Here is a 16,158-nt window from a genome sequence, read left to right on the forward strand (position 1 = left end):
GCCATTCCTCCTGGCAAAAAGTTGAGAGTAGTCAAGAGACTACCATCAAAATGTCAGGGCTGCTCGCAGGCCGGGGTGGTTGTCGCCGAGTTCCAACGCGCCGCCGTGAAGACGCGCGACGGCCGCAACGAGACTGAGTCCCAGACCCACGCCGGGCGTAGCGCGGCTGGCGTCGCTGCGGTAAAAGCGTTCTATCACTTTCGGCTTTTCTTCATCGGGGACACCGGGGCCATCATCGCTCACCACCACTTCCACACGCGCGCCGCGCCGCGCTTCAACGGTGACGGAGCGATGGCCGTATTTCAGTGCGTTGTCGATCAGGTTGCCGATGGCTTGCGCCAGCAGCACCGGATCGCCCGATGCGGACAGGCGGCCGAAGGCGCGATAGCTCAATGTGATGTCATGCAGCTCGGCGACGGGCTGGTACAGCTCGACCACTTCGGCCGCCAGCGCCGTCACATCGACTTCCACGAAGCCGGAACGCCGCATGCCGCTGTCGATTTCCGCCAGCCGCAGCAAGGCGTTGAAGATGCCGATGACGCGGTCCACATCGGTAATCGCAGCTTCCACTTCAGCGAAGGCGGTTTCGGATGAGGGACGCGTGACGGTCAGCTCCTCCAGCCGCGCGCGCAGCTCCGCCAGCGGCGTGCGCAGGTCGTGTGCAATCGCGTTGGAGGTATTGCGCACGCCGTGCACCAGGTGCTCGATCTGATCCAGCATGCGGTTGACCGTGTGCGACAGCATCTCCAGTTCGTCGCCGCCGTCGGTGGTCGGCAAGCGGCGCGACAGGTCGCCTTCGACGATAAGCGATGCGGTTTCGTTGATGTGCTGCACGCGTGCGAGCAGGGCGCGCCGGATCATCAGGCCGCCGATAATCGCCACCGTCAGCACCAGCGTGCCTGATCCCACCAGGCCATACCAGAACAGCGTCTCCATCGCTTCGAAGCGGCTGACATCGCGGCCCACCAGCACGTGGTAACCGCCGGGCAGGGCTTCATGCCATAGCGCGGCGCGCGTCTGGCGTCCTTCGACATCAATGGTCAGGAACTGCGCGCCCGCAGCATCGGTGGCGCCATGCGGCCAGTCCGCCAGGTTGCCCGCGCGCTTTTCCAGCGATGGCGTGGCGAGCAGCATGTACTGGCCTTGCTTGGCGAGGTCGCCGCGTACCTGCACGTCGATGGCCCGCGCCAGCGCGTCGATGCCCTGGCTGTTCAGCAGGTTGCGCATGCGGTGGGCTTCGGCTTCCAGCACTTCGATGCGGTATTCGTCCACCGATTTGCGCCAGGCCAGCCACAGCGGCATGGCGAACAGGCCAAGCACGGCGAAGGTCACCAGCACGTAGGCCAGTGCCGCGTTCAGCGCGGAGAAACGCAGGAGCCGGGACTTAAACATCGGCAGTCAGCATATAGCCTGAGTTGCGGATAGTGCGCAGCAGCGGGCGCCGTTCGCCGCCGTCAATCTTCTGCCGCAGCTTGCTGATGTGGACATCGATCACATTGGTTTGCGGGTCGAAGTGATAGTCCCATACGTTTTCAAGCAGCATGGTGCGCGTAACAACCTGGTCTGCATGGCGCATCAGATATTCCAGAAGCTTGAATTCGCGCGGCTGCAGCGCGACGGGTTTGCCGCCGCGCGTGACCTTGTGCGACAGCAGGTCCATGGAGAGGTCGTCCACATTCAGTGTGGTATCGACCGGCTGCACCTGCGCGCGGCGCAGCAGGGCATCCAGCCGCGCCAGCAGTTCGCCGAAGGCAAAGGGCTTGACCAGGTAGTCGTCGCCGCCGCTTTTCAGGCCTTTGATGCGTTCATCGACGTTATCGAGCGCGCTGAGGATCAGGATGGGCGTCTTGTTGCCCGTCTTGCGCAGCGCTTCGATGATGCCCAGGCCATCGACGCCGCCGGGCAGCATGCGGTCCATGATGATGGCGTCATACGGTTCGCTAACGGACATGTACATGCCATCGCGGCCATTGTCGGCATGATCGACCGTATGCCCGGCTTCGGTCAGTCCCTTTTTCAGGAACTGTGCGACACGCGCATTGTCTTCGACGATCAGCAGTTTCACGGCGCCCCCGTAGTCGGATGAGCGTCCATTGTACGCTCAAGCCAGCCGCCGCCCAGGGCGCGGTACAGGTTCACGCGGCTGGTGAGCTGGTCGAGGCGGGCGGAGATCAGGGAGATCTGGTCGTTGTAGAGGTCTGTCTGTGCGGTCAGCACGTCGAGGTAGCTGTTCACGCCGTTCTCATACAGGCTGTTGGCCAGGTCGAGGCGGCGCTGCTGGGCGTCCGTTTCACGCTGGAGCGCGGCCAGCTGGTCGTCGTAGGTGCCGCGCGCGGCGAGGCCGTCGGACACTTCGCGGAAGGCGGTCTGGATGGCCTTTTCGTATTGGGCGACGCCGATGTCCTTTTCCAGCGTGGCCACGTCCAGATTGGCCTTGTTGCGGCCGGCGTCGAAGATCGGTTCGACCAGTGCGGGCACGAAGGACCACGCGCCGGAGCCGATGGCGCCCGTCAGCGTGATCTGCGGGAAGAACGCGGCGCGCGCGGCGCCGATGTTGGCGTTTTCGGAACGCAGCAGGGCTTCCGCTTGCAGGATGTCCGGCCTGCGCGCGAGCAGGTCTGACGGCAGGCCAGCGGGAATGCCGGTCAGCGTTTGCGCGCCAAGCGGCGCGTGCGGCGGCAAATCGGCTGGCAGGGACTGGCCTATCAGCAGGACCAGCGCATTCTCGGCTTGCGCGCGCTGGCGTACCTGGGCGGCGTGGCTGGATTGTGCGCGGTCCACCACGATTTGCGACTGGCGCAGATCGAGTTCCGACGCGGTGCCGGTGTCGAATTGCAGCTTCACCAGTTTGTAGGAGGCTTGCGCGGTGTCCAGCGTGCGCTGGGTGACGGCCAGCTCTTCGTCGTAGGCGAGCATGGTCAGGTACTGGTCGGCGACCTGCGATACCAGCAGCGTTTGCGCGGCCTGGCGTCCGTAGGCGCTGGCGAAGTATTGCTCCTGCGCGGCGTCGGACAGGCTGCGCAGACGGCCGAATAAGTCGATCTCCCACGCGGCGGTAAATTGTGCGAGATCGTTGCGGGGTACGCCGTTCCTGGCGGTGGAGCTGGCGGCCGCGCCCAGTTGCGGGAACAGGGCGGAGCGCTGGATCTGGTACTTCGCCCGCACCTTTTCCGCATTCAGCACGGCGACGCGCAGGTCGCGGTTGTTTTGCAGAGAAAGCTCCACGAGCCGCTGCAGGCGCGGATCGACGAAGAAATTGCGCCAGCCAAGATCCGCCGCCACGGACGCCGCGCCGCGGGTGGAGGGCGTTGTCGATGCGGCGCTCATGCTGGGGCCGCTCGCCGGGTGGGCCTGGCTCTTTGCGTAGGCTTCGCCGGCCGGATAAGTGGCCGGAACCGGTGACGCTGGGCGCTGGTAGGCTGGCTGCAGCGCGCAGCCGCCGAGGAGAGCGGCGCTGAGGGCGGCGATGAGCATGCGATTAGCCATGTTGCGGACCTCCTGCCAGTGCAGCCGGCGCTGCCGGCCTGCTGCGAGCAAGCTTGTCGCTGACCACCACAAAGAACATCGGAATCATGAACGTCGCCAGGAAGGTCGCGGTCAGCATGCCGCCAATCACGCCCGTGCCAATCGCAATCTGGCTCGCCGACCCGGCGCCATGCGCCAGCGCAAGCGGCAGCACGCCGAGCACGAAGGCCATCGACGTCATCACAATCGGCCGCATGCGCATGCGTGCCGCTTCGATCGCCGCGTCCTTGGCCGCCATGCCTTTCGCCTGCAGTTCGCGTGCAAATTCCACAATCAGAATCGCATTCTTGGCCGACAGACCGATGGTCGTTAGCAAGCCAACCTGGAAGAACACATCGTTCGGCAGTCCGCGCACGCCGGTGGCCGCCAGCGCACCGAGCACGCCAATCGGCACCACCAGAATGACCGACAGCGGAATCGACCAGCTCTCATACAGCGCCGCAAGGCTCAGGAATACCACCAGTATCGACAGCGCGTAGAGCAGCGGCGCCTGCGAGCCGGACTGCTGCTGTTGCAGCGACACGCCCGTCCACTCAAAGCCGATACCCGACGGCAGCTGCTTCGCCAGCGCTTCCATGGCCAGCATGGCCTCGCCCGAGCTGTGTCCCGGCGTTGCCTGGCCCTGGATCTCCATGGCTTCCACACCGTTGTAGCGCTGGAGCTGCGGCGGGCCGTATGTCCATTGCGTCGTAGCGAAGGAAGAGAAGGGCACCATCGTACCGCTGGCATTGCGCACATAAAGCTGGCTCAGGTCCTCCGGATTCATGCGGTACTGCGCATCCGCCTGCACATAGACCTTCTTGATGCGGTTATCCGTATCGAGGAAATTGTTCACGTAACGCGAGCCCCACAGCACCGAAAACGCCTGATCGACATCGGACGCATTGACGCCCAGCGCCGCCGCCTTCTCGCGGTCGATATTGATCTTGAAGGCCGGATTATCCTGCTGGCCCGCGAAACGCACACCGGCAATCATCGGGTCTTTCTTTGCCATCGCCAAGAGCTGGTCGCGGGCCTTCGCCAGCGCCGCGTGACCCAGGCCACCGCGGTCTTCCAGCTCGAAGTCGAAACCTGCCGCCGTGCCCAGACCGCGGATTGGCGGTGGGCTGGTCGGCGTGATGAGCGCGTCCTTATAGCCCGCGAAATGCTTTGAGATGCGCGCAGACAGTTCAGCCGCCGAGGTGCCGGGCGCCGTGCGTTCGCTCCAGTCCTTCAGGCGAACAAAGATCTGGCCCTGATTCTGCCCGCGGCCGAAAGCATTATTGCCGTTGACGACAAAGGTCGCGTCCACAATGGCCGCTTCCTCGTGCAGCAGATAATCCGATACATCGTCCAGCGCCGCGCCGGTACGCGCCTGCGTGGCGCCTGGCGGCGTTTGCACCTGAACGTAGATAAAGCCCTGGTCTTCATCCGGCAGGAAGGAAGTCGGCAGACGCATGAACATCAGCACGACCGCGCCAATCACCGCCGCGTAGATGATTGCCCAGCGGCCCGCGCGGGCGATCACATGGCCCACGCCTGACTGGTACTGGTCGCGGCCCTTGTCGAAATAGCGATTGAACCAGCCGAAGAAGCCTTTCTTCTCATAGTGGTCGCCGCTGGAAGGCTTGAGCAGCGTCGCGCACAGTGCAGGCGTGAGTGATAGCGCCACGAACACCGACAGTACCATCGAAGAAATGATCGTCAGTGAAAACTGGCGGTAAATTGCGCCGACCGTGCCAGCCGAGAATGCCATCGGCACGAACACGGCCGACAGCACGACAGCCACGCCAACCAGAGCGCTGCCGATCTGTCCCATGGCCTTGCGCGTCGCTTCCAGCGGCGGCAGCCCGTCGTCGTGCATCACGCGCTCCACGTTTTCGACAACGACGATGGCGTCATCGACCAGCAGGCCAATCGCCAGCACCATGCCGAACATCGAGAGCGTATTGATGGTGAATCCCAGCGCCGACATCACGCCGAAAGTACCCAGCAGGACCACGGGCACAGTAATCGACGGGATCAGCGTGGCGCGGAAGCTTTGCAGGAACAGGTACATGACGAAGAAGACCAGCACAATACCCTCGATCAGGGTCTTCACCACTTCCTCGATCGAAATCTTCACAAAGGGCGTCACGTCGTTTGGATAAACGACTTTCAGCCCGTGAGGAAAGTAGGGCTCCAGTTCGGCGATGCGGGCGCGCACCGCATTGCCTGTATCCAGCGCGTTGGCGCCGGGTGCCAGCTGAATGCCGATGCCGGATGCGGCCTGGCCGCTGTATTTGTTATCGACGTTGAAGTTCTCTGCGCCGAGATTGATGCGTGCCACATCGCGCAAGCGCACTTGCGAGCCGTCGGCCTGCACCTTGAGGAAGATATTGCCGAAGTCCTCCGGTGTGCGCAGCAAGGTCGATTCCGTAATGGTTGCATTCAATTGCTGATTCTTCACAGCCGGCGCGGCGCCCAGTTGACCGCCGGAGATCTGCACGTTCTGCGCCTGAATGGCTGCGGTGACGTCGGTCGGCGTCAGCGAATAGCTGTTCAATTTTGCCGGATCGAGCCAGATGCGCATCGCATACTGCGTGCCGAACACGTTCATATTGCCCACGCCGTTGACGCGGCTGAGCGGGTCCTGCACGTGCGAGACGACATAGTTGGCGATGTCGAACTTGCTCATGCTGTTGTCGGTCGAAACAAAACCCAGCACCATCAGAAAGGAATTGGTCGATTTCGTGACGCGCACGCCGGATTGCTGCACCTGAGCGGGCAGAAGCGGCACGGCCAGCTGGAGCTTGTTCTGCACCTGCACCTGGGCGATGTCCGGATTGGTGCCGGTCGCGAAGGTCAGGGTGGTGGTGGACTGGCCGGTGTCGTCGCTGCTGGACGACATGTAGAGCAGGTTATCCAGCCCGCTCATTTGCTGCTCGATCACCTGCACCACGGTATCCTGTACCGTGGTTGCAGAGGCGCCGGGGTAGGTCGTCGAGATCTGCACCGTGGGCGGCGCGACGGGTGGATATTGCTCAATCGGCAGCGCGAAGATAGCCAGTACGCCGCCGAGCATGATCAGAATGGCGATGACGATCGCGAAGATCGGCCGCTCGATAAAGAACTTCGCCATTATTGTGCTCCCGGTCCCGCGATGGAAGCCAGGCGCTGCGGCTGCGCATTGACGGTACGCACAACAGTGCCGGGTGGCGCTTTCTGTGCGCCGGACAGCACGACCTGATCGCCATCCTGCAGGCCCGCTTCGGCCAGCCAGCGGCCCTCAGTCAGGGTCTTCGCTTCGATCGTGCGCTGGACGATTTTGTGGTCGGCGCCCACCACCAGCACAGTGGCATTGCCCTGCTGGTCGTGCGAAACGGCGGCGACGGGGACGGGCACCGCTTTGTCGTTGGTGCCTTGCGCGACACGGGCGCGCACGAACATCCCAGGCAGCAGCACGTGGTCCGGATTCGGGAAGCGGGCGCGCACGGTGACCGACCCGGTGGACGGATCGACCGTTGTGTTGCTGAATTCGAGCGCGCCGGCCAGCGGATATTGCGTGCCATCTTCCAGCGTCAGGCTGACTTTCGACTCGCCGCTGCGCTTGATCTGGCCGTTCGCCATGGCCTGGCGCAATTGCAGTCCTGCCAGACTGGATTGCTGGAGGTCGACGTAAATGGGATCGATCTGCTGCACGCTCGTCATCAAGGTCGCAGCCCCACCCTGCACGTAAGCGCCCTGCGTCACCTGCGAAATGCTGCTGCGGCCCGCGATAGGGGAGGTCACGCTGGTGTAGCCGAGGTTAATGCGCGCGCTATCGACAGCCGCTTTGGCGACGGCGACATCGGCGGCGGCCTGCTGTTGCGTGGCGACCGCGTTGTCGTACACCTGCTTGCTGACTGCATTGCTGCCGACGAGGACCTTGTAGCGCTCCAGTTGCGCGCTGGCGTTGGCGAGATTGGCCTCCGCTTTTTGCTGCGCGGCCTGTGCGCTGTTGAACGTGGCGCGGTAAGGCGCGGGGTCGATCTGGTAGAGCAGCTGGCCGGCCTTCACATCGGCGCCTTCCTGGAAGGCGCGCTGCAGCACGATACCGTCCACGCGGGCGTGCACCTGGGCGATCAGGTAAGGAGAAGTGCGGCCGGGCAGCTCGATGGAGACGGGCACGCTTTCGCGGTGCACGGTGACGACGGAGACTTCGGGCGTCTGGGCGGCGGGGGCGTTTTTCTTCTCTGCGCCGCAACCTGCCAGCGCCAGGGCGGCTAGTGCGGCTGCGGTACAGGATGTCTTGAGCGAATACATGGTGCAATCCTTCGTGTTGGCATGTCTGCTACTTTGCTCCTCTGTCCCTAAAGCCCCGATTTGCGTAATATTAAATTTCGTTAATGTGGAGGTGCCAATGCTCCTGTCGTTTGCCGTTTTGCTGGTGTTTCAATGCCTTGGCGAAGGGCTGGTCTATGTCTTCGGCTTGCCGGTGCCCGGCCCCGTGGCGGGCATGCTGCTGCTGTTTGCAGCCTTGCTGGCGTTTCCGGCGCTGCTGGAACGGATCGAGAACACGGCGAATGAGCTGCTGCGCCATTTGTCGCTGCTGTTCGTGCCGGCTGGCGTGGGCATCCTGGTTGCTGCATCCAGCGGTTCCGGCCACTGGCTGGCATTGCTTGCAGGGCTGATTGGCAGCACGCTGCTGACGATGGCCGTCACCGCACTGGTGCTGCGCGCCTTGGGCTCGCCGGGAGAAGACGATGTTTAAGCTGAACGAGCTGGGACCGTTCTGGGTCTACCTGTCCGCCTCGCCGCTGCTGGGACTCACGCTCACGCTGTGCGCCTACGCGATTGCACAGGCCATCTACATGCGCTGCAAGATGTCGCCGCTGGCGAATCCCGTGGCCATCGCAATTGCCATCATCAGCCTGGTGCTGGTCGCGAGCGGCATGAACTACCAGCGCTATTTCGCCGGCGCGCAGTTTGTGCACTTTCTGCTGGGACCCGCCACAGTGGCGCTGGCGGTGCCGCTGGTGCGCCAGTGGCCGCGCTTGAGGCGTAACTTGCTGCCTTTGCTGGTAGCCCTAGTCTGCGGTTCGGCGACGGCCATTGCGTCGGCCGTCGGCATTACGGCCCTGATGGGCGGCAGCGGGCAACTCCTGCGCTCGATCGGCCCCAAATCCGCCACGACGCCAATTGCGATGGCGGTGTCCGAGCGGCTTGGCGGATTGCCGTCGCTGACGGCGGTCCTGGTGATCAGCACCGGCATCTTTGGCGCCATCACGGCGCGCTTCCTCTTCAACGGCATGCGCATCGCGTCGATGGAAACGCGCGGCTTTGCACTGGGCGTAGCGGCGCATGGCATCGGCACGGCGCGCGCCTTCCAGGTCAGTGCGCAGGCGGGCGCGTTTGCGGGACTGGGCATGGGCCTGAATGGGGTAGCCACTGCACTGTTGGCGCCTTGGCTGGTACCATGGCTGCTGCGCGCATTTGGCGCATCGTCTTAAGGAACAAGCATGGATAGCCATATCGCCCCGGTGGAGCTGAGCAAAGCCAGCCGCCTTATCAATCACGGACCGACCGTGCTGGTTTCGGCCAGTCATGGCGGCGTCGCCAACGTCATGGCCGCAGCCTGGGCCTGCGCGCTGGATTTCATGCCGCCGAAATTGACCGTCGTGCTGGACAAGAGCGCCGCAACACGTGCGCTGGTCGAGCAAAGCGGCCAGTTCGTGATCCAGGTGCCGAACGCGGCGCAGGTCAAACTCACCTACGAAGTCGGCAACCGCAGCCTGCTCAATGAGCCGGACAAACTGAAGCAGGTAGGCGTTGATCTGTTCAGCATCGATGGCTATGAACTGCCTTTTGTTGCGGGAAGCTCCGCCTGGCTGGCCTGCAAGCTGATTCCCGAGCCGCACAACCAGCAGACCTACGACCTGTTTATCGGTGAGATCGTTGGCGCCTGGGCCGACACGCGCGTATTCCGCAACGGGCACTGGGAATTCGAAAACGCCGATCCGCGCTGGCGCAGCCTGCACTACATTGGCGGTGGCCACTTCTACGCCATCGGCGAAGCCCTGGACGTGTAAAATGCCGCCTATGGCCAAGCACATTCCCAACACCCTCGACCAGCACCTCTGTTTCAAACTGTATTCGGCGTCGCTGAAGATGACGCAGATTTACAAGCCTCTGCTGGCGGCGCTGAACCTGACCTATCCCCAGTATCTCGTGATGGTGGTGCTGTGGGAAGAGGAGGGCCTGGGCATCAAGGATCTGGCCGGGCGGCTGGGCCAGGACCCCGGCTCGATCACGCCGCTGGTCAAACGTCTCGAAGCGGTCGGCTATGTCAACCGCGACCGCGATCCCAACGATGAACGCAACCGCGTGCTTACGCTGACCGAAGCAGGCAAGGCCCTGCGCAAGGACGGCTGCCTGGTGCAGAAGCACATCGCCGAATCGGCCGGCGTTTCGCTGGAGGAAGTGCAGCGCCTGATGACCGACCTGAACTCCCTCAACTTCGGACTGGCAAATACGCTGGGTGAGTAAGTTTTGAGCATGACCGTCATGTAAATAGTTCTTGCATTTGATTAGCGCGCTAACTAATATGAGCTCCATCAAGCGCTTAGCGCGCTATTTATTAACGTGAAAACTATTGAGAAGGAACTTATCATGAACGCACTGGCTCTCTCTATCGTCCTGGTACATGGCGGCTTTGTTGACGGCTCCGGCTGGGAAGACGTACGCAATATCCTGCAAAAAGATGGCTATAACGTCAGCGTTGTGCAGCACCCAACCACTTCGCTGACCGACGATGTGGCCTATACCAAGCGCGTGATCAACTCCCAGCAAGGCCCGGTGCTGCTGGTTGGCCATTCCTATGGTGGCGTGGTGATTACCGAAGCGGGCAACGATCCGAAAGTGAAAGGTCTGGTGTATGTGGCGGCGTTTGCGCCGGAGAAGGGCGAGTCGGTCGATTCCCTGATCAAGAACCCAGTGCCGGGCGCACCTGTGCCACCGATCCTGCCGCCGAAAGATGGCTTCCTGCTGCTGGATCAGGCCAAGTTTGCGGCGTCTTTCGCCGGCGACGTGGAACCGACGAAGGCCAGCTTCATGGCCGCGTCCCAGTTGCCATGGGGCCTGGCCGCTGCTACAGGCGCTGTGACTGAAGCTTCGTGGAAGGTGAAGCCGAGCTATTACCTGATTGCCAAGGACGACAAGATGATCCCACCCGCAGCGCAGCGCGCGATGTCGCAGCGGATCAAGGCGGAAGTGGTGGAGGTGCCCGGCAGTCACTCGGTCTACATCTCGCAGCCGAAAGCGGTGGCGGCCCTGATTGAGAAGGCGGCCAGGAATATCGCTGCAAAGGGCGAGTGAGCGGGATGGCGGATCGATGATCCGCCCTACGTTGGACGCGTCGCGTAGGGCGGGTCGTTTTGACCCGCCGGTCTTTTTACTCTTCGAGGAGGCTGCGCAGCATCCACGCAGTCTTTTCGTGCACGTCCAGGCGCTGGGTCAGCAGGTCCAGCGTCGGCTGGTCGTTCGCTTCATCAGCCAGCGGCAGCAGCTCGCGTGCGGTGCGTGCGGTAGCTTCCTGAGCGCTGACGAGGTGGCGCACCATCTCCATCGCCTTCGGCACGCCTTCCACTTCCTTGATCGACGCCAGCTTCACGAATTCGGCGTAAGTGCCGGGCGCCGGATAGCCCAGCGCGCGAATGCGCTCAGCAACCAGGTCCAGCGCAGTCCACTGTTCGCTGTACTGGGTCATGAACATCAGGTGCAGGGAATTGAACATCGGACCCTTCACGTTCCAGTGAAAGTTGTGGGTCATCAGGTACAGCGTGTAGCTGTCGGCCAGCAGGCGGGAAAGGCCATTGGCGATCTTGTGGCGGCTTTCGTCGGTCATGCCGATATCGATCTTTACTGCATCCATCGTCCTGCTCCTTTCAATACGGGTAGGCTTTGCGTTTCATTGTAGCCCGCCCGTGAAAATCGCGTGTAAAGGTGCACACTGTTCAGCGTACGTCCCAGCCGCCGGCGAGCGCCTTGTAGACCGTCACCAGCGAAGTCGCTGCGCCGGTCTGCGCTTGCGCCAGCCGGTCGCGGGCCGACAGCAGCTCGCGCTCTGCGTCCAGCACCACCAGGAAATCGGTGGAACCGACCGAGAAGCGTTCGCGTGCGATATTGGCCGCCTGCTCGGACGATACAACCGCGTCATACAGCAGGGCCGCCTGCTCCTGTGAGCGCGTGTAGTTGACGAAGGCGCCTTCCGTTTCCTCCAGCGCGGCCAGCACGGCGGCTTCGTAATTTACCGCCGCCGCTTCGCCGCGCGCGTCAGCCGCTGCGATCTGGGCGCGGATGCGGCCAAAGTCCAGCAGGTTCCAGGTCAGCTGCGCGCCCAGATTGTAGGCATAGGATGCGCCCTTGGTCAGGTCGCCGATGCTGGACGAGTTCTGTCCCAGCGTCCCGCCCAGCGTCACGGTCGGGAACCACGCGCTGCGCGCCACGCCAGCATTGGCGGCTGCTGCGGCCAGTTGCGCTTCGGCCAGCTGCACGTCGGGACGGCGGCGCAGCAGGTTTTCCGGCGTGCCGATGCCCCCCAGGTCCACGGACTTCAGGCCGGGCAGGGGACGCACCGGTTGCAGTTCGCCGTCCAATCCCGTTGGCGTCAGGCCGCACAGCACGGCCAGGCGATAACGGGTGCGCGCCAGCTGCGATTCGAAGGCGGGCACGGTGGCGGCGGTCGATTGCACCAGGGCGCGGGCGCGTTCGGTGTCGAGCGCCGTGCCGCGGCCCGCTCCTTCGCGTGCTTCCACCAGCTGCAAGGCGGCGCGCTGGGTTTCCAGCGAGGCGACGGCCACGCGCAGCTGTTCCTGCAGGCCGCGCAAGGTGAAGTAATTGCGCGCCACTTCGGCCGCGATGCTTAACTGGGCGGCGCGGTAGCCCGCTTCGCCAACCAGCACGCCAGCCTGCGCGGCGCGGCGGGCATCGCTCAGGCGGCCGAACAGGTCGACTTCCCACAGCACGTCCAGGCCGGCCGAATAAACCTTGTTGGTGGTCGGTACACCCTGGTCATTCTTGGCGCGGATGCGCGCTGCGCCCAGGTCCACGTTCACGGAGGGCCACAGATTGGCATCCGCTTCACGTCCGATGGCGCGTGCTTCGGCCAGGCGGGCGGCGGCAGTGCGTACATCGGTATTGGCTTTCAGCGCGCGCTGCACCAGGGACGACAGCTCGTCATCCTGGAAGCGTTGCCAGAAATCGGCCACGGGCGCTGCGGCATCCGCCTGCGCTGGCGCGTTGACGAAGCCGGCTTGCGCCGGTGACTGATAGTGCGGCAGCTGCGGCGCGTGCGAGCAGGCCGTCAGTGTTGCAGCCGCTATGAGAATGATTGGGGCGCGCATTAGTGTTTCCCCTTTGGCTTATCGGCATCGTCGATGCCGGCATGGAAGGGATGGGCCGCGGCATCAACCTGGCGCCGTACATCAGCGGCATGTTGGCGGCCTTTCTCAGTGCCTTTGCGGACCAGGCTATAGAACACGGGCGTGAGGAAGATACCGAACACGGTCACGCCGACCATGCCGGCGAACACCGCAATCCCCATGGCGCGGCGCATTTCGCTGCCCGCGCCGCTGCCAAGGATCAGCGGAATCACGCCGGCGCAGAAGGCAATGGATGTCATCAGAATCGGGCGCAGACGCAAGTGGCAAGCTTCCAGAATCGCTTCCATCATCGTGCGGCCTTTTTCTTCCAGCTCCTTGGCGAATTCCACGATCAGAATCGCGTTCTTGCAGGCCAGGCCCACCAGCACAACCAGCGCCACCTGTGTGAAAATATTCAGGTCGCCTGTCTGCATGAAGGGCGGGAAGTGCGATAGCCAGACCCCGAACAGCGCGCACAGAATACACATCGGCACAATCAGGATGATGGCGAGCGGCAGGCTCCAGCTCTCGTACTGCGCCGTCAGCACCAGCACCACCAGCACCACGGACACGAGCAGCACGGCCGCCAGCGTAGGGATCTTGATGCCGACGCCGGGCAGGGTGATGTCGCGCGTGAGCCGGTCCTGGTAAGTCAGGTCCGTCCACTCGTAGCCCATGCCGCGCGGCAGAGCCTTCACCATCTTCTCGATTTCCGCTTCCGCCTGCCCGCTGGAGAAGCCGGGCTTGGGCGCGCCGTTGATGTCCGCCGATGGGAAGCCGTTGTAGCGCGTTACACGTGTCGGGCCAAACGTCGGGCTCACCTGCATCACGGAGCCCAGCGGCACCATTTGTCCCACATCGTTGCGCGTTTCGAGGCGCGTGATGTTGTCGGCGCTGGCGCGGTAAGGCGCATCGGCCTGCACCACCACCTGGTAGGTCTTGCCGAAGCGCGTGAAGTCGTTGACGTAGAGCGAGCCGAGATTGATCTGCAGCGTGTCGTAAATCGCTTGCAGCGGCACGCCCATTTGCTTGGCCTTGGTACGGTTCACGTCGGCAAACAGCTGCGGCACGTTGATGTCGTAGGTGGAGTAGGGCGTAGCGATGCCGGATTTTGGATTGCCGTAAATCGGTCCGAGGATGCCCCAGACACTGCCATACAGGGCTTGTTCGCCCTGGCTGCTGCGGTCCTGGATCTGCAGTTTGAAACCACCGGCGGCGCCCAGGCCTTCAACGGCAGGCGGCGGCACCACGAAGATCCGGGCGTCCTTAATCTGCTGCATGGCGCCGTTCACCTTGCCCAGAATGGCGTCCTTCGACAGCGATGAGGATGTTCGCTCCTCAAACGGCGACAGACCGAAGAACACGATGCCCTCGTTCGGCGCGGCCGAGAAGCCTGCGATGGACAGACCAGGGAATCCCACCGAGTTCACGATGCCGGGCACCTTGAGCGCGATATCGCTCATATCGCGGATGACTTTTTCAGTGCGCGTCAGCGTGGAGCCGGCCGGCAGTTGGGCCACGCCGATCAGATACTGCTTATCCGGCGACGGGACGAAGCCGCTGGGCACCGCGCCGAACATGACGGCTGTCAGGGCCAGCAGCACGCCGTACACAATCAGGGCGGCGGTCTTGCGCTTCAGGATGCCTTCCACGCCCCGGCTGTAAGCCTTGCTGCGGCGCTGGAAGAAGCAGTTAAACCAGTGGAAGAAGCGGCCAAAGAGCTTGTCCATGACCACCATGATCTTGTCCTTGGGCGCGTCGTGGGGACGCAGCAGCAAAGCCGCCATGGCGGGCGACAAGGTCAGCGAGTTGATGGCCGAGATCACGGTCGAAATCGCGATGGTGACTGCGAACTGGCGATAGAACTGGCCGGACAGGCCGGGCACAAAGGTCAGCGGAATGAACACTGCGCACAGCACCAGCGCAATCGCGATAATTGGTCCACTTACTTCGCTCATCGCCTTGTGCGTGGCTTCGTGCGGCGCCAGGCCGTCGGCAATGTTGCGTTCCACGTTTTCCACCACCACGATGGCGTCGTCCACCACGATACCGATGGCCAGCACCAGGCCAAACAGGGTCAGCGTGTTGATCGAGTAGCCCAGCAGGAGCAGCACGCCGAAGGTACCGACGATCGACACCGGCACTGCCAACAGGGGAATCACCGATGCGCGCCAGGTTTGCAGGAAGATGATCACTACCAGCACCACCAGCAGCACGGCCTCAATCAGCGTGTGCACCACTTTCTCGATCGAGGTCTGCACGAAGCGCGTGGGGTCGTACACGATGTCGTAATCGACGCCAGCCGGGAAGGATGCCTTCAGGCGCTGCATGGTGGAGCGCACGTTTTCCGACAGCGCCAGCGCGTTGGAGCCAGGCGCCTGGAAGATACCGATTGCCGCCGCTTCCTTGTTATTCAACAGGCTGCGCAGCGCATAGGAATTGGAGCTCATTTCGGCACGGCCCACATCCTTGACGCGCACCAGGGCGCCGGTCTTGGGATCGCTGCGTACGATAATATTGGAGAAGTCTTCTTCCGTAATCAGCCGGCCCTGGGCATTGACGGCCAGCTGGAAGTCGGTGTTGTCCACCGCAGGCGGAGAGCCCACCACGCCCGCCGCCACCTGGGTATTCTGTTCGCGGATGGCGCCCACCACATCGCTGGCGGTCATATTGCGCGAGGCCAGTTTCTGCGGATCGAGCCAGACGCGCATAGCATAGTCGCCGGAGCCGAAGAACAGCACCGAACCCATGCCGGGGATGCGCAGCAAATCGTCGCGTACATTCAGGTTGGCGTAGTTGCGCAGATAAAGCGCATCGTGGCTATTGTCCTTGCTGATCAGGTGAACCACCATGGTCAGGTTGGGCGATTGCTTTTCAGTCGTCACGCCAATCTGGCGCACGATGTCGGGCACGCGCGGCAGGGCGCGGTTGATGCGGTTTTGCACCGCCGTCTCGGCCTGTTCCGGCACGGTGCCGATCTTGAAGGTGACGGTGATGGTGACGCTGCCGTCGGCAGTGGCCTGGCTCTGGTAGTACAGCACATTTTCCAGGCCGTTGATCTGCTCTTCCAGCGGCGTTGCGACCGTTTCCGAAATCACGCGCGGGTTGGCGCCGGGGTACTGGGCGCGCACCACGATCTGCGGCGGCGCCACTTCCGGATACTCGGAAATAGGCAGCTGGAAGATTGCCAGCAGGCCGACCAGGAAGATGAAGATCGAAAGGACGCTGGCGAGGCGCGGGTGCTCAATAAAATACTTTGAGATATCCATGGCGC

Annotated in this window: 13 protein-coding genes; 5 read left to right on the forward strand and 8 right to left on the reverse strand. The window is 63.1% G+C overall.

Annotated elements, in window-relative coordinates:
* Positions 1-45: 45 nt before the first annotated feature.
* Genes AB4Z19_RS27220 through AB4Z19_RS27240 form a run of 5 tightly spaced genes read right to left on the reverse strand, consistent with a single transcriptional unit; the run spans position 46 to position 7,788 of the window.
* On the reverse strand, positions 46-1,392 hold the full coding sequence (locus tag AB4Z19_RS27220; protein ID WP_442024190.1) for an ATP-binding protein: 1,347 nt from the start codon (positions 1,390-1,392) through the stop codon (positions 46-48).
* Positions 1,385-2,065, reverse strand: coding sequence for a winged helix-turn-helix domain-containing protein (locus AB4Z19_RS27225; protein ID WP_442024192.1), 681 nt, complete (start codon positions 2,063-2,065; stop codon positions 1,385-1,387). The genes AB4Z19_RS27220 and AB4Z19_RS27225 overlap by 8 nt, the downstream gene beginning before the upstream one ends.
* Complete coding sequence (locus AB4Z19_RS27230) at positions 2,062-3,486, reverse strand: efflux transporter outer membrane subunit (RefSeq protein WP_442024194.1); 1,425 nt, start codon at positions 3,484-3,486, stop codon at positions 2,062-2,064. Before AB4Z19_RS27230 ends, AB4Z19_RS27225 begins: the two co-directional genes overlap by 4 nt.
* Positions 3,479-6,625 (reverse strand): efflux RND transporter permease subunit, encoded by a 3,147-nt coding sequence (locus AB4Z19_RS27235; protein WP_442024196.1) that lies wholly within the window; start codon positions 6,623-6,625, stop codon positions 3,479-3,481. Before AB4Z19_RS27235 ends, AB4Z19_RS27230 begins: the two co-directional genes overlap by 8 nt.
* Positions 6,625-7,788 carry an efflux RND transporter periplasmic adaptor subunit gene (locus tag AB4Z19_RS27240; protein ID WP_442036698.1) on the reverse strand — a complete coding sequence of 388 codons (1,164 nt, stop codon included), beginning with the start codon at positions 7,786-7,788 and terminating at the stop codon, positions 6,625-6,627. The genes AB4Z19_RS27235 and AB4Z19_RS27240 overlap by 1 nt, the downstream gene beginning before the upstream one ends.
* A gap of 97 nt (positions 7,789-7,885) precedes the next feature.
* Between AB4Z19_RS27240 and AB4Z19_RS27245 the strand changes: the two genes are divergently transcribed.
* The 5 genes from AB4Z19_RS27245 to AB4Z19_RS27265 all read left to right on the forward strand — a co-directional run bounded on the left by AB4Z19_RS27245 (position 7,886) and on the right by AB4Z19_RS27265 (position 10,839).
* Positions 7,886-8,236 carry a CidA/LrgA family protein gene (locus AB4Z19_RS27245; RefSeq protein WP_442022852.1) on the forward strand — a complete coding sequence of 117 codons (351 nt, stop codon included), beginning with the start codon at positions 7,886-7,888 and terminating at the stop codon, positions 8,234-8,236.
* Positions 8,229-8,975, forward strand: coding sequence for an LrgB family protein (locus tag AB4Z19_RS27250; protein WP_442022853.1), 747 nt, complete (start codon positions 8,229-8,231; stop codon positions 8,973-8,975). The genes AB4Z19_RS27245 and AB4Z19_RS27250 overlap by 8 nt, the downstream gene beginning before the upstream one ends.
* Before the next feature lie 9 nt (positions 8,976-8,984).
* Entirely contained in the window at positions 8,985-9,554 is a 570-nt protein-coding gene (locus AB4Z19_RS27255) for a flavin reductase family protein (RefSeq protein ID WP_442022854.1), read from the forward strand.
* 1 nt (position 9,555) lies between these two features.
* The gene (locus AB4Z19_RS27260; protein WP_442022855.1) at positions 9,556-10,011 is read left to right on the forward strand and encodes a MarR family winged helix-turn-helix transcriptional regulator; all 456 of its coding nucleotides are present in this window, start codon (positions 9,556-9,558) and stop codon (positions 10,009-10,011) included.
* A 123-nt stretch (positions 10,012-10,134) separates the two neighbouring features.
* Entirely contained in the window at positions 10,135-10,839 is a 705-nt protein-coding gene (locus tag AB4Z19_RS27265; protein ID WP_442022856.1) for an alpha/beta hydrolase, read from the forward strand.
* Positions 10,840-10,915: 76 nt separating this feature from the next.
* Here AB4Z19_RS27265 and AB4Z19_RS27270 read toward each other — a convergent pair whose 3' ends face one another.
* From AB4Z19_RS27270 to AB4Z19_RS27280, 3 genes are all read right to left on the reverse strand, one after another.
* Positions 10,916-11,395, reverse strand: a complete 480-nt coding sequence (locus AB4Z19_RS27270; RefSeq protein ID WP_442022857.1) for a Dps family protein — start codon at positions 11,393-11,395, stop codon at positions 10,916-10,918.
* Positions 11,396-11,477: 82 nt separating this feature from the next.
* A complete protein-coding gene (locus AB4Z19_RS27275) occupies positions 11,478-12,866 on the reverse strand; it encodes a TolC family protein (protein ID WP_442022858.1) in 1,389 nt (462 codons plus the stop codon).
* Positions 12,866-16,153, reverse strand: a complete 3,288-nt coding sequence (locus AB4Z19_RS27280; RefSeq protein WP_442036700.1) for an efflux RND transporter permease subunit — start codon at positions 16,151-16,153, stop codon at positions 12,866-12,868. The genes AB4Z19_RS27275 and AB4Z19_RS27280 overlap by 1 nt, the downstream gene beginning before the upstream one ends.
* Positions 16,154-16,158: the final 5 nt, after the last annotated feature.

It is taken from the genome of Pseudoduganella sp. RAF19 (assembly GCF_052114165.1).
Lineage (GTDB): Bacteria > Pseudomonadota > Gammaproteobacteria > Burkholderiales > Burkholderiaceae_D > Rugamonas.